At 35.1% G+C, this 13147-nt stretch carries 14 protein-coding genes; 9 read left to right on the top strand and 5 right to left on the bottom strand.

Features of this window, described 5'->3' with window-relative positions; genetic code table 11:
- Positions 1 to 17: 17 nt before the first annotated feature.
- Positions 18 to 611: a DUF1684 domain-containing protein gene (locus AADJ06_RS02475; RefSeq protein WP_341224812.1), complete on the bottom strand. Its 594-nt coding sequence runs from the start codon at positions 609 to 611 to the stop codon at positions 18 to 20.
- 78 nt (positions 612 to 689) lie between these two features.
- On the opposite strand from AADJ06_RS02475, the gene AADJ06_RS02470 reads away from it, so the two are divergent.
- The 3 genes from AADJ06_RS02470 to AADJ06_RS02460 all read left to right on the top strand — a co-directional run bounded on the left by AADJ06_RS02470 (position 690) and on the right by AADJ06_RS02460 (position 2460).
- Positions 690 to 1292 (top strand): riboflavin synthase, encoded by a 603-nt coding sequence (locus AADJ06_RS02470; protein WP_341224811.1) that lies wholly within the window; start codon positions 690 to 692, stop codon positions 1290 to 1292.
- 79 nt (positions 1293 to 1371) lie between these two features.
- Entirely contained in the window at positions 1372 to 2145 is a 774-nt protein-coding gene (locus tag AADJ06_RS02465; RefSeq protein WP_341224810.1) for a PASTA domain-containing protein, read from the top strand.
- A gap of 9 nt (positions 2146 to 2154) precedes the next feature.
- Complete coding sequence (locus AADJ06_RS02460) at positions 2155 to 2460, top strand: rhodanese-like domain-containing protein (protein WP_341224809.1); 306 nt, start codon at positions 2155 to 2157, stop codon at positions 2458 to 2460.
- Between the two features lie 3 nt (positions 2461 to 2463).
- Here AADJ06_RS02460 and dtd read toward each other — a convergent pair whose 3' ends face one another.
- The 3 genes from dtd to AADJ06_RS02445 form a co-directional block, all read right to left on the bottom strand.
- Positions 2464 to 2916 (bottom strand): D-aminoacyl-tRNA deacylase, encoded by a 453-nt coding sequence (dtd, locus tag AADJ06_RS02455; RefSeq protein WP_341224808.1) that lies wholly within the window; start codon positions 2914 to 2916, stop codon positions 2464 to 2466.
- A 10-nt stretch (positions 2917 to 2926) separates the two neighbouring features.
- Entirely contained in the window at positions 2927 to 4273 is a 1347-nt protein-coding gene (gene mgtE / locus AADJ06_RS02450; RefSeq protein WP_341224807.1) for a magnesium transporter, read from the bottom strand.
- A 141-nt stretch (positions 4274 to 4414) separates the two neighbouring features.
- Positions 4415 to 5047, bottom strand: coding sequence for an SDR family oxidoreductase (locus tag AADJ06_RS02445; RefSeq protein ID WP_341224806.1), 633 nt, complete (start codon positions 5045 to 5047; stop codon positions 4415 to 4417).
- A gap of 1256 nt (positions 5048 to 6303) precedes the next feature.
- Here AADJ06_RS02445 and AADJ06_RS02440 point away from each other — a divergent pair.
- Positions 6304 to 7533 carry a site-specific integrase gene (locus AADJ06_RS02440; protein WP_341224805.1) on the top strand — a complete coding sequence of 410 codons (1230 nt, stop codon included), beginning with the start codon at positions 6304 to 6306 and terminating at the stop codon, positions 7531 to 7533.
- 7 nt (positions 7534 to 7540) lie between these two features.
- Here the strand turns inward: AADJ06_RS02440 and AADJ06_RS02435 are convergent, their stop codons facing one another.
- Positions 7541 to 8518 carry a hypothetical protein gene (locus AADJ06_RS02435; protein ID WP_341224804.1) on the bottom strand — a complete coding sequence of 326 codons (978 nt, stop codon included), beginning with the start codon at positions 8516 to 8518 and terminating at the stop codon, positions 7541 to 7543.
- Between the two features lie 146 nt (positions 8519 to 8664).
- Here AADJ06_RS02435 and AADJ06_RS02430 point away from each other — a divergent pair, with 146 nt between their 5' ends.
- The 5 genes from AADJ06_RS02430 (at position 8665) to AADJ06_RS02410 (ending at position 12856) form a co-directional block, all read left to right on the top strand.
- Entirely contained in the window at positions 8665 to 9675 is a 1011-nt protein-coding gene (locus AADJ06_RS02430; protein ID WP_341224803.1) for a hypothetical protein, read from the top strand.
- 227 nt (positions 9676 to 9902) lie between these two features.
- The gene (locus AADJ06_RS02425; RefSeq protein WP_341224802.1) at positions 9903 to 10196 is read left to right on the top strand and encodes a helix-turn-helix domain-containing protein; all 294 of its coding nucleotides are present in this window, start codon (positions 9903 to 9905) and stop codon (positions 10194 to 10196) included.
- On the top strand, positions 10193 to 10480 hold the full coding sequence (locus tag AADJ06_RS02420; RefSeq protein ID WP_341224801.1) for a helix-turn-helix domain-containing protein: 288 nt from the start codon (positions 10193 to 10195) through the stop codon (positions 10478 to 10480). The genes AADJ06_RS02425 and AADJ06_RS02420 overlap by 4 nt, the downstream gene beginning before the upstream one ends.
- Positions 10477 to 11100 carry a BT4734/BF3469 family protein gene (locus tag AADJ06_RS02415; protein WP_341224800.1) on the top strand — a complete coding sequence of 208 codons (624 nt, stop codon included), beginning with the start codon at positions 10477 to 10479 and terminating at the stop codon, positions 11098 to 11100. The genes AADJ06_RS02420 and AADJ06_RS02415 overlap by 4 nt, the downstream gene beginning before the upstream one ends.
- 22 nt (positions 11101 to 11122) lie before the next feature.
- Positions 11123 to 12856, top strand: coding sequence for a DUF3987 domain-containing protein (locus tag AADJ06_RS02410; RefSeq protein ID WP_341224799.1), 1734 nt, complete (start codon positions 11123 to 11125; stop codon positions 12854 to 12856).
- Positions 12857 to 13147: the final 291 nt, after the last annotated feature.

Below are 13147 nucleotides of genomic sequence, written 5' to 3'. Positions count from 1 at the left end.
AGCGTACTTAAGCTAGTTTACTTCAAGAAAAGTATTTTCTCACCTGCGTCTATCCTTGCTGCTACATCATTTTCTGATGGTGGCACAGGGCACACAAAGTTCTCATTGTATACACAATAGAAATTATGAGCTTCATTAAAATCAATCATTAACTTATTATTGCTCGTTTTCTCCACATTAATATACCTGCCTCCACCGTAGGTCTCGTCACCATTGGTTCCATCTGTAAAAGGTAACAAGTAATGCTCGCCTTCATCAAATAACATCAAACGGTATTCTTTATCTTCAATGGTAAAAATAGCGTAACCCGCCATTTTAATGGGAGAAATACTCTGGTCTGTCATTACCATAGGAAATGTCTCCTCCGATGGACTTGATTCAAAGTCAACAAACATTTTCCATTTTTCCTTTGGGTCAAAATATCTGAAGTCGTTGAAATTTGATATTTCAGCTACAGGAGATTGCTCCATTTTGAGCATATTATTTTTATAAGTCTCACGGCTCTCAAGTGTTTCTGAAGTAAAATCTTGCTGATTCATGGTCAAAGAATAGATAGCCGCCGAAACGAAAATCACACCTATTACCCACTTCACATATTTGTTTTTAAACATAATTCTAAACTTTTGGGCAAAATTACGCATTATACCTTTTTAATTTGCGTTTTCATATCGTTAGTATTTATCAAAATTATGTTCACAGGAATAGTTGAGAATCAAGCCAAGCTTGTAAGTATTAGTCAGCAAGGCAGTAATAAAACTTTTAAGCTAGAAAGCGAGGTTGCCACAGAATTAAAAATAGACCAGAGTGTTTCTCATAATGGCGTATGTTTAACCGTAGAAAAAACGGAAGGTAGCTTTTATGAGGTTACTGCTATTGAAGAGACTTTAGTTAAAACCAACCTAGGCGAACTGAAAGTTGGCTCTACCCTTAATTTAGAAAGATGCCTAGCGGCGAATGGCCGTTTTGACGGGCACATAGTTCAAGGCCATGTGGACCAAACGGGAAAACTGGTTTCTGTTGAAAATAAAGACGGCAGTTATATTCTTACATTTTCTTACGATGAAACATTTGGAAATATTACTGTTGAAAAAGGCTCTATCTGTATTAACGGTGTTAGTTTAACTGTTTTTAACTCCACCGATAACTCATTCTCCGTAGCTATAATTCCATATACGTGGACCCACACCAATTTAGGTAAACTGAACGTTGGAGACTCTGTTAACTTAGAATTTGACATTTTGGGTAAATACATGCAAAAAATCTTAAGCAAAACCACCAATACACTTTCTTAAAAAAATATCGTTAAACAAAAGATAGGCTTGTTATTTGAACTCAAAAGCCATTATTTTGTTTTGAAACTAAATCAGTTATATGCCAAAGCTTAGCACGGGTTCTAAAACCGACATAATGATACATTTAGGTATCATTGTAACCGCCGGTCTTGTTCTCTTTTTCGCGTTCTTCTTTCTTTACCTTCCATGGACTACTAACCATAATGAGGAAATAGAAGTACCAAATTTAAAGGGTTTAACCTTACAGGAAACTGAAGATGTTTTAGATGCTCGTAATTTAACTTATGAAATTTCGGACTCTACCTATGTGAATGGCTTGAAGCCGCTAACAGTTTTTTCTCAATACCCAAAGGAAAACTCTGGTGTAAAAAAAGGTAGAAAGATATTTTTGACCATTATTACAGATAAGGCTCCAAAAATTCAAGTTCCAAACGTGATTGGGAGAAGTGAAAACTCTGCTAAGAATTTGCTTTCAAGCATCGGTTTTCTGTTGACAGCTACTGAATTCATTCCGGCTATTGAAAAAAACACCGTACTTAAGCTTAAGCAGGACGGAAAGGAATTGACCGTAGGCAGCTCCTTAAGAAAAGGAACTAAAATTACCTTAGTGGTGGGAGATGGTTATGGAAATACTACTGTTAGTGTGCCAGAATTGACTGGTTTATCTTATGATGAAGCAGATATACTTATTAACGGCTCATCATTAAATATAGGAAGTGTTTTATACGATAACTCTAGCGACTTACCAGATGGTACAGTAGTGCGTCAAAGACCAAATGCTGGCGTTAATCTAAGAACAGGCGATGCCGTAAACATTTGGCTATCTGGAGACTCTGGACAAGATTTAAATTAAAAATATATCATGGACGATAATAACGACATAAGCGTAGAAGAGCTAAAAGCTCTCATAGAATCAGGAGAATCTTTCAATTTTTACGATGTTAGAAACACGGACGAATACGAGGAAGACAATTTAGGTGCAAAGCTTATTCCTTTAGGTGAATTACCGCACAGAATTGATGAATTAGAATCAATCAAAGGAGAGCATATTTATATTCACTGTAGAAGTGGTGCTAGAAGCGGCCGAGCAAAACAATACCTAGAAATGGAAGGTTTTGAAAATGTGCATAATGTCTTAGGCGGCATTTTAGCTTATAGAGAGCTTTAAAAGCTACTTTTTATCTTTACTATCTAGAACGATGGTCATGGGGCCATCGTTTACTAGACTTACTTTCATATCTGCCCCAAATTCCCCAGATGGTATGTTTTTGCCTAATCCTAGGCTCAATAAACTTAAAACTTTTTCATAAAGTGGAATGGCTTTCTCTGGCCTAGCGGCATTAATAAAAGAGGGTCTATTTCCTTTTTTAGTGGAAGCCTGAAGGCTAAATTGACTTATCAAAAGTATATCTCCCCCAGCCTGTTTAATATCTAAATTCAGCTTAGCATCCGAATCAGAGAAAATCCTAAGCCCAACAATCTTCTTACAAATCCATTCGGCATCTTCTTCCTCATCATCATGTGAAACACCTAAAAGCACCATAAAACCAAGACCTATCTCACCTTTAATATTATCATCAATTTTAACGGATGCTTCGGAAACTCGTTGGACTACTGCAATCATTTCTAAAAATCTATAAAAGCCAGTTGGCTATTAAAAAGTATGTACCAATTCCCACCAAATCATTGGCAGTGGTAATAAAAGGCCCAGATGCCACTGCAGGATTAATCCCGAGCTTATCAAGTAATAGAGGTGTAACGGTGCCCATAAAAGAAGCTAAGAAAACAACTGCAAACAGGGCTAAACACACCACCAAAAACAACTGAGATTCTCCAATCACAAAAAGATAGACTCCAGCCATAATCCCGATCACAAAACCATTAATTAAAGCCACCTGAGCTATCTTAACTAACCTTTCTAATAATGTAAGGCTCATCGCAGATTTTTCCGCTAGACTCTGCACTATTAAAGAAGATGTCTGTATACCAACATTTCCACCAGTAGAACCCATAATAGGAATAAACAAAGCCAATGCCGTAACTCTTGCCAGCTGTGATTCAAATCCTTTAATAACTGTGGCCGCCATAAGACTTCCTAAAACGCCAACCACCAACCAAGGCAATCTAGATTTTGCAAGCTTCCAAACCGTATCATCTTCTTCTACCTCGCCTGTAATACCTGTAACTGCTTGAAAGTCTTCTTCTGCTCGTTCTGTAATAAAATCGACCACATCATCAATGGTGATTCTTCCTAACAAACGGCCAATGGCATTGACTACCGGAAGAGCCTCCAAGTCATAACGCTGCATGAGCTCTGCTACTTCTTCCCCAGGTAGAGTAGTGTCTACAGATACTATATCTTCTTTTACTAGGTTACCTATTTTGGTATTCTTTCTCGCAAGAACAATGTCCTTTAATGATACAATTCCTTTCAGGCAATTATCTTCATCTACCACATAAACCGCATAAACTTTATCTACCGACTCTAACTGATTTCTTATTTCTTCTATACACTCACTAACATTCTGTGTTTCATAGACTTTAATAAGCTCTTTCTGCATCAAACCACCCGCTACATCTTCCGGATAATGGAGCAGATCTAGTATAAAACGAGCATGCTCTCTATCTTCTAAAAGAGCGATAACTTTTTCTCTAACTTCAATGGATTGTTCATTCAAAAAATCCACTGCATCATCAGAGTCAAATAGATTCACATAGGTGGCAATTTCTTCAATGGTAAATTGCTCTGCAACAAACCTTTTTCTATCATCAGAATCTATACTAGAAAGCACATCAGCACCTTTTTCCGTATCAAGGTACTGCATGACATAATGTGCTTCTTCCCCACTCAGTTCGTATAGTATAGAAGCTATATCGGCCGGAAAAAGCTCAGATAATTCATCTTTAATAAATACCTCAGACTTACTTTCAATGCCGGCCTTAATGTTATCTACAAATTCGTTAGTTAATTCAAAGTTCATATTAGTTCACCGATTTTGCACAAAGGTAATAAAAGGAGACTGTAAAGAGTGCCTATTGGTTTTATCAAAAAGCAAACAAAAAATGAGTTTAGCATATAAACAGAAGACCGCCTTCTTGACTCATTTTATGAACTATTCAAATTAGGAATAAACCGCCTTTGCTATCGGAACATCTCCACTTATTATTTCAAAAACTTGGTTTTGTTTCACTTCGCCATCCAAAACTTGCACTAATGTTTTGGCTACATCTTCTCTTGAAATACTTCCTCTAGTTTTTATTTTTTCATCCAGTTGAATTTTGCCTGTAGCACCGCCATTTGTCAATTGACCGGGTCTTACTATACTATAATTCAATCCACTATTAAGCAAATGGTCATCAGCATTTTGCTTCGCTCTTAAATAGTCTTGAAGGTTATTGCTTTGCTCAGGATTGTCCGCTCCCATAGAGCTCAACATCACAAACTTCTCAACCCCTGACTGTTTTGCGGCATTAGTTAGTTTTTTTGCTCCATCCTGATCTACGGCTATCACATCCCCACCTTTTGAGCCTGCGGCAAAAATTACTTTGTCAACATTTATCATGGCATGATCCAAGTCTTGCTCCAAGTCGGCAAGCACAGATTTTACTCCTTGATTTTCGAAATAGTCTTTTTGGTCTTGCTTCCTTACCATGGCTATTGGCTCGTAAGTTTCTGATTTTTTCAAAAGATTGACAATACTTCTTCCCGTGCTTCCATTGGCACCTGCTACTAAGACATTCTTTAAATTATTCATGCTTCTACTATTTATTTAGTTCAAAAAAAAATTCCAATTAATTTGAGGCAGTTTAGGACACCCCTATCACCTTGAGCATAAGGATTGATAGGCTCATACACATGCAACCATCAATATGTTTCTCCTACACCATCTCTCCACCTCTCTCTCTTAAAAAGTTTAAAAGATTGTTCCCAGAAAAAAAGGTTCAATTAACTTGCTAAAAAATAAGCATCATCGAATATTTTTTTTAAAATTTTGAGGTAGAATAGAGGTCTAAATAGCTACTGAATAGAGTTTAAGGGCATAGTTATTTATCTTGTGCAGTGTATCAAAGCTTATTAAAACCTAGAGGCGGCAGAAAACTAGTTTAATTTAGATTTTAAATGTGTAGAATCTATTCACCAATGGCATTAATCGATTTAAACCATATGCTGTCCAAATGAATACCACCAAAGTACAAAAGGAATTAAAAAACTATCGAACAGTAAGTTAACTCTAATACTGAATTAAGCTGAGGTCCATTCCCTGATTAAATACTAATCTCAAAAACATACTTGACTTCATTAAAAATGATTTGAGACCGTGGATTTAAAGTAACAGTTAGAGCTTTAGGCCATCATCTTAAGAAAAGAGAACTTTTTAACTCATCATCAAGCCAAGATAGAAGGTCATGATTTTTCTCACAAAGTTAAATTTCACATTCTTCAATATTTTTCTTGCCAATTATTAGTAGATTTTTTCCAAAGAAGCTGCACTTCAATCTTAAAATCCTTTTTTTTCCATATATTAAAAGACCTTATTCTACCCAAACTTTGAGTTGCTTTTTAGAATCTCCTGTTTTTTCTCTATAGGTATCAATAAATGGTCATTTATTCCCTGTTTTGTCAAAATGTTAAATCTATGCTCTCATTTAACCAAAGCTATAGAATCCTTAAGATGAGCAATAATATCACAACTTTTAAAAAGCTTCTTGTTGTTATTAATGTAGGCTTTCTTGGCGGTGGGTCTGAGTATTTATAATGAACTGGAAGTGCATAAAAAAGCCTCTCCATTTTGGGAGAGGCTTGTGGGCCCACATGGATTCGAACCATGGACCACCTGATTATGAGTCCAGTTCTATACTTTCCTTTGCTTGCTTATGACTTCTTATTATGCTTATTATTAGTATATTAGGTTGTTTTTATTGCTTATGTTTTCTTATAGTTTGTTGTTTTTAAACCCATTTGTATGTAAATTGTATGCAAATAAAACACTAACATACAGCCCTAAAAACTATGCTGGGAGTTACTTTAGCCCTTATTCAGGATACTAGAACCATAAAAAAAGATGGCACTTATCCACTTAAACTTCGTGTTACATACAATAGAGACCAAAAATATTACTCTATTGGCTTATCTTATTCAGAGGATGATTGGACTAAAATTAACTCAATTAGACCAGGGAAAGAGTTTAGGCAAATCAAATTATTGCTTTCAAAAATTGAGTCGAGGGCTGATGATATCATTAAAGAGATTTTTCCATTCACTTTTGAAGATTTTGAGAAAAGATTTAACGCTAAACCTAAAAAGACTTCTGACCTTCTTAGTTCCTTTGATGATTATGAAGAGATGCTTAGAAAAGAAAACAGAATTGGAACAGCAGAAAGTTACAAGAGTGCACGAAGTTCGTTTACTAAATTCCTAGCTTCTAGAAAAAAGAAAAAAGCTTTATTCAAAGAAATTACATCAGATTGGCTCAATGAATATGAAAATTGGATGCTGGATAAGGGTAACTCAATCTCTAGTGTCGGAATATACACACGAAGCTTGAGGACTATTTTTAATAAGGCCATTGATGAAGGTAAAGTAGATAGGTCATTTTATCCTTTTGGAAAAAGGAAATATCAGATTCCCGCTTCCCAAAACATCAAAAAGGCTTTGACCTTAGCTGAAATTAAACTTATATCTAATTATAAGGCTAAAAATAACGAGGAGCAAAAGGCAATAGACCTTTGGATGTTTACTTATTTATGTAATGGAATAAACGTAAAAGATATTGCAAGGCTTCAATTTAAAAACATTAACTCAAAGTCAATAACTTTTTTACGAGCGAAAACTGAACGAAGTAGTCGTTCTAATCTAAAGAATGTCTCAGTGGCCATTCTTCCTGAAAGTGCAAAGATTTTAAAGCGATGGGGACAAAATGATATGAACCCAGAGAATTATGTTTTCGGCTTTTTGGATGGTAAAGAAACTCCGGAACAGGAAAGAGCAAAAATAAAGCAGGTTAACAAGACTATAAATCTACATACCAAGAGGCTTGGTGAAACTCTAGGTTTTGAGTTAAAGCTAACCACCTATTCGGCCAGGCATTCATTTGCTACAGTTTTAAAGAGGTCAGGAGCTCCGATTGAATACATATCTGAAAGCCTGGGCCATAAAGACCTCCGCACCACTGAGAACTATTTAGATAGTTTTGAGGATGACATTAAGGTGAAATATCAAGAGAAACTTTTGGATTTTTAAATCGATGCTAAAAGAAAACTACAACTTTAAAGCTTCTTCCTTTAAGTATTTTGGTTGAAAACAAATCCTGATTATCTCTAGGTAAGTCAGTGCTCTTTGTTACAAAAACACCATCCATATTTACTTTTCCCCCAGCTAAATTCGTAAGATAAGTTCTTGGAGCACGATAAAAAATATGTTCTCTGGTAAGACTAAGTTGAATATTAGGATTTACCGCATAACTTATTCCAAGACCACCTTCAATGCTTTTATTAAATGTTAATTCTTGTTGTGCTCTTGAAAATTCTAGGATATTTAAGTTAGCGGTAATACCTAAGCGGTCAAGAAAACCATTGATTAAACTTTTAACAAACATGGTTTTTTTAATGTTTTTCAAATGTTCTTCGAGTCTAATTTTCTCAGCAGCTGGTGTATTAGCATCATCAATCCAACTCTTTAATAGTTTCTTGTAAGCTATTGCCTCTAAAACATGCTCGCCATTTGAAAAATATGGCTGGTCGGAAGGTTTAAATTGGTGTTCTTCCAAAGTCTTATCTTCTTCAATTGTAAAATTATCAAACATGGCCATATTTCTTAGCCTAAATCGCTCCTTAATAGGAATTTCTATGATTTTTTTATCACTATAGTGCTCAGCCATTGAAAGAAATATTTCCTGATTCATTCTTCTTGAAATACCATCTGAATTAATCTTTGGATTAAATAGAATTGAAGTAGAAAGTATTAAACCGCCATTTTGTAATTTATTAAAAGAAAGCGTTGTATCAGTCTGAGAAATTACGGGCTCAGTATAATCTAGCAGGCTTTCTTCGTTTAAAGAACGATAGCCAAGACTAATTCCAAACTTAACAGTCTTATCTGTCAACTTTTGAATTTCTTTACTTAGCTCATTTATCTTATTTTCTAAAGCTTCCTGAGCCCGAAGTGAAGAGAAAGATAGATTGAAGAGTATTAAGGCAAGGGCAATTTTGAAGAAATAACTTTTCATGGCTTTTTTTTGTTTTTCAAACATAGCTTATCAAGAATTTTCATACAAGGGTGTTTTTCCCGTATTTAGTTCTAAAACAACAAGTTGTTGAATTAATTTGATTTAGAAATACTTTATAAAATAGTTCAAATAATACCCCCAATCTTTTGACTAGACTATCACCCATATACCTAGAATTTGAAGAACTTGTCTTTGGTTCAAGACAACCATGGCTTGAGGATTTAAAATCGGAAGACTATTTCAAATCTAATCTTCTAGCACTCCGCCCGTTGGATGAAGAAAATTCCGCACCGCAATTTGCATTCACTTTTGAAAGCCCATTCAATAATAGAACTAGGTACTATGAACAATTCCTTCTAAGAATGAAGGATGATTTTATAAGAGCCTTTCGGGGGATGTTGAAAAACGACCTTTCCGATTTTGAACTACATTATTTGAAAAAGGACATCCTAGAAAGAAAACTCAAAAAGCTAATTGCCGCACTCGGAAAAGTGATTGACAATAAATCCTTTAACCTTGATATATTGGATGGCTCTAAAAATTCTTACATCAAAGACCAGGTCTACAAATCCAACACTTTTATAATTCAATATTTAAAGTTGACCCTAATTCACATTTATTTGGAAATTCAGGAAAGCATTCTTCCTATTATTGATTTCCCTTTTGAAGAATTGGATTTCTATAATAGCATGACATTTGAAACTCATCCTAACAAACTCTTCTTAGAAAGAATACAAAAGCTAGAAATAGAAACAACGGCTAAGTCCATTAGTAAGAAAAAGAAAACATCATCACTAGAGTATCATTCATTTACATATTTGGGTGATTTATATGGTGACCGTTTCAAAGATTTTCATGACGCCCTTTTAAAAAATGGTTACATTTCAGTAAACATTTCTACTTTGAGGAAAATATTCTCAGGCAAGAAAATTGAAACGCCAATTAGATGGCTAAAAAACCTAGGAGACCTAACATCCCTAATCAAAATAATTCATGATGATTTGTCTAAGGTTAATAGAGTGTATCCTCAGCATTGGAATGTAACTGTCAAATGTTTTCTACAAGAGGATGGTTCACCAATAATACCTGTAAATATTAAAACAAGAAAGCCTACGCCAAATCATGACTTAATTAGGTCAATCGCCTCGCATCTCTAATACTACGCTCTACGCAAGGAATTTCTTTTCCTTTATTATTTATTACTTAATTCATCTGAATAGCTATCCTAGCACATTCTGCATCAATTCTACGCTCTACGCTCTACGCTACGCTAGAGAATAAAGCACTGATTTACTCCCTTTTAACCCTCCATCTTTGACCTATCCTTTCAAATCGGAAGGTGACTTTTGGCCAAAAGTCCAAACGTATTCTTAACAGAATTATCATGGACATATTAGAGAAATTAAATCATCTCGAAAAGCTCATAACCGAGCAAAACATATCTCAAAAAGAGGTATTGAATTTTAATGAGGCAACACAATACTTAGGAATCTCAGATTCCCATTTATATAAGCTTACGAGTGGAAACAAAATCCCCTTTTATAAACCAGGTGGTAAGATTATTTATTTCCAAAGGGAAGAACTTAATAATTGGCTACTAAGTAACCGCATAGCTTCAGATTCCGAAATCATTGAAAGGGCATCAGCTTTTAAACTTAAAAAAGGAGGTGTGTCATGACAGAAGTACTTCTAATGCTTCAGAATCTGCAACAAGAAGTTGCCATTCTGAAAACCTTCATTCAATCTTTACTCCATAAGCCTTCTGAACCTTACAAGTTTGATAAGATATGGATAGACTCACAAGATGTCATGCTTTCGCTTCATATTAGTAAGCGTACGCTACAGAATTTACGAGATACTGGTGTTTTGCCATACTCACGAATTAATGGCAAGTTCTACTACAAAATAGCAGACATAGAGATTATTTTAAATAAGAATTACACTAAACGCTTACCGTTATGATAAATCAAGAAAAAGACGGTAGCATTAAGAAAAAGACTGGATGGGAAAATGTTCCACAGTTTATTGAACGCTCTAAAGAGCATCTTGCAAGCATTCCAAAGTTCAGTCTTTTCGAAGCTCCAATAAGGAATACTCTACCGTGTAAAACAATAAACCTTATGGACCTATTCTTTTTAATTAGAAATGACTTTAAAGAACAAACGGCCGCTTTAAGAGCCTGCACTTCAAAAGAGGAAAGCAGAAAAATAAAGGCAAACAGATTCTCTTATGTCACCTTTTCAGGAATATTCTCTTCCCGTAAAGACGAAGGTTTAATCAAACATTCCGGTTTACTATGTTTGGATTTTGACCATCTAAAAGATGTTAAAGTTACACGAGAGCTTTTATTAGATGACCCCTATTTCCAAACAGAAATGCTCTTTATCTCACCTTCTGGTGATGGACTGAAATGGGTCATAAAAATCAATTTAGAAGAAGATAATCACCTCAATTGGTTTTTGGCCATAAGTAACTATTTAAAACGTACGTATAAGCTAGAGCCAGATAAGGCTGGTAAAGATATTTCCAGAGCTTGTTTTTTGCCCAATGACCCTAAGCTCTACTTAAATCCAAGGTATTAATCGCTTTTAAAGTATTATTAAAATGAAGATAGAAAAATTTAAGGTCTCTGATTGGTTGAACAAACCAACAGAGACTCAAGACTCCCCAACTATTCCAATAGTTGAATCAGAATATGACCAAGTCGATTCTTTGGTTAATCAGATTCTAAAACAATCTGTTGACATAACCATCGGATATGAAAATTGGAGGAACATAGGTTTTGCCCTAGCCGATAACTTTGGTGAAAAGGGCAGGTCACTTTATCACCAGCTGAGTTCCGCTCATTCGGAATACTCTAATATCGAAACCGACAAGCAGTTCGATGCATGTCTTAAATCAAATGGCAATGGTATTAACCTTGGAACACTTTATTATTTAGCAAAACAAGCCGGAGTCACATTATCAAAAGACTTCGTTGAGAAACCGCCTACTCATAAAGCCAAAACAAAAGTTCCAGAACCCAAAAGGCTTCCTAATTTTCCAGAAAGTATTTTTTCCGAGCTTCCTGTTTTCTTTCAGAAAATTACATGCGTTGGTAAAACCAACGATGAGAAAGACTTATTACTAATTGGTAGTCTTGTGGCTTTAAGTGTGACACTGCCTACCGTTTATGGAGTTTATCATGACAAAAAGCATTTTGCCAATCTTTATCTTTTTGTTTCCGCACAGGCTTCCGCTGGTAAAGGCCGTTTAAATCATTTGAGAAAACTTGTTAAGCCTATTCATGATTCCTATCGAGAGGAGTATAAGAAAGCAAAAACCGTATTTGAATTTGAACTAAACAACTACAATGCACAGAAAAAGAAAAATTCAGACCTAGAAAAGCCAGAATCTCCACCTATGAAATTGCTCTTTTTACCTGCTAATAATAGTTCTTCTGGTGTATTCCAACTTTTAAACGATAATGAGGGACGTGGTTTAATATTTGAAACCGAAGGTGACACACTAGCCAACACTTTTAAATCTGATTTCGGTAATTACTCTGATGGTTTTAGAAAAGCTTTCCATCATGAAACTATAAGTTTTTATCGCCGAACAGATAGAGAGTATGTAGACCTAGAAAGCCCTTGCCTTTCTGCGGTGTTATCAGGTACACCCATGCAAATCCAAAACCTTATTCCAAATGCCGAAGATGGCCTTTTTAGCAGGTTCATTTTTTATTATCTAAACATGAATCATGAGTGGTTAGATGTCTTCGCGAATACTTCAAGTACAGGTCTTGATGAATACTTCTTTAACTTGGGTGTTGAGTACCTTGAATTTTACAATGCTCTTCTGGCACATCCTTCTATAAGATTTGAACTTAGCCCTAAGCAACAAACCGAGTTTAATATCCACTTTCAAAAAGTGTTTAATAAGTACTTTAGCCTTAAAGGGGAAGATTACATTGGCACCATCCGTCGCCTTGGTTTAATTACCTTTAGAATTGCCATGATATTTACAGCATTCCGAATGATGGACACTGGCGAGATTCAAGGAACGCTAGTTTGTCCGGATGTTGACTTTTCTAATGCTCTGAAACTTTCCGAGGTGCTGTTAGTGCATTCTTCTTACATTTTTTCACAAATGCCAGAAACAGCAAAACCCGTAAAGCGGTTAAACAAAAAAGAAAGCTTTTTTGAAAGTCTTCCTGAAAAATTCTCACGAAAAGAATACCTTGAAGTAGCGGCTTCATTAAACATCCAAGACAAAACAGCACAATACTATATCGCAAGCTTTAAAAGTGCTGGTCTTTTACATCATCCTCAAAAAAACGAATACGAAAAAGCGATTTAATGCTAAGGATAATACCCTTCTGTACAATTTATTACAAAAATAAATGCTAAAAATTGTAGCATTTTGAAAATAATAGTGCCTTCAAATGGCTTCTAGGATGATTTCATTAAGTTTTAGCATATTTTTTACTTTTCCTTTGTTTATTCTTTCTTTTCTTTTGATTATATTTACTACTACTTATTCAACCTTAATCTATTGAAAATGACTTGCGTGAATCTTAAATATAAAATAGATTATGGTATACCAATACCAACTTTTAAAAACACATTGCTTTGCAATACTTAACTACTT

The organism is uncultured Arcticibacterium sp. (genome assembly GCF_964021845.1).
Lineage (GTDB): Bacteria > Bacteroidota > Bacteroidia > Cytophagales > Spirosomataceae > Arcticibacterium.
This window is presented reverse-complemented; position numbering and strand designations above follow the sequence as displayed.

Excerpts from the sequence above, each read along its gene's own strand:
- AADJ06_RS02475 (WP_341224812.1), bottom strand. The coding sequence starts at position 611 with ATGTTTAAAAACAAATATGTGAAGTGGGTAATAGGTGTGATTTTCGTT.
- AADJ06_RS02470 (WP_341224811.1), top strand. The coding sequence starts at position 690 with ATGTTCACAGGAATAGTTGAGAATCAAGCCAAGCTTGTAAGTATTAGT.
- AADJ06_RS02465 (WP_341224810.1), top strand. The coding sequence starts at position 1,372 with ATGCCAAAGCTTAGCACGGGTTCTAAAACCGACATAATGATACATTTA.
- AADJ06_RS02460 (WP_341224809.1), top strand. The coding sequence starts at position 2,155 with ATGGACGATAATAACGACATAAGCGTAGAAGAGCTAAAAGCTCTCATA.
- dtd (WP_341224808.1), bottom strand. The coding sequence starts at position 2,916 with ATGATTGCAGTAGTCCAACGAGTTTCCGAAGCATCCGTTAAAATTGAT.
- mgtE (WP_341224807.1), bottom strand. The coding sequence starts at position 4,273 with ATGAACTTTGAATTAACTAACGAATTTGTAGATAACATTAAGGCCGGC.
- AADJ06_RS02445 (WP_341224806.1), bottom strand. The coding sequence starts at position 5,047 with ATGAATAATTTAAAGAATGTCTTAGTAGCAGGTGCCAATGGAAGCACG.
- AADJ06_RS02440 (WP_341224805.1), top strand. The coding sequence starts at position 6,304 with ATGCTGGGAGTTACTTTAGCCCTTATTCAGGATACTAGAACCATAAAA.
- AADJ06_RS02435 (WP_341224804.1), bottom strand. The coding sequence starts at position 8,518 with ATGAAAAGTTATTTCTTCAAAATTGCCCTTGCCTTAATACTCTTCAAT.
- AADJ06_RS02425 (WP_341224802.1), top strand. The coding sequence starts at position 9,903 with ATGGACATATTAGAGAAATTAAATCATCTCGAAAAGCTCATAACCGAG.
- AADJ06_RS02420 (WP_341224801.1), top strand. The coding sequence starts at position 10,193 with ATGACAGAAGTACTTCTAATGCTTCAGAATCTGCAACAAGAAGTTGCC.
- AADJ06_RS02415 (WP_341224800.1), top strand. The coding sequence starts at position 10,477 with ATGATAAATCAAGAAAAAGACGGTAGCATTAAGAAAAAGACTGGATGG.
- AADJ06_RS02410 (WP_341224799.1), top strand. The coding sequence starts at position 11,123 with ATGAAGATAGAAAAATTTAAGGTCTCTGATTGGTTGAACAAACCAACA.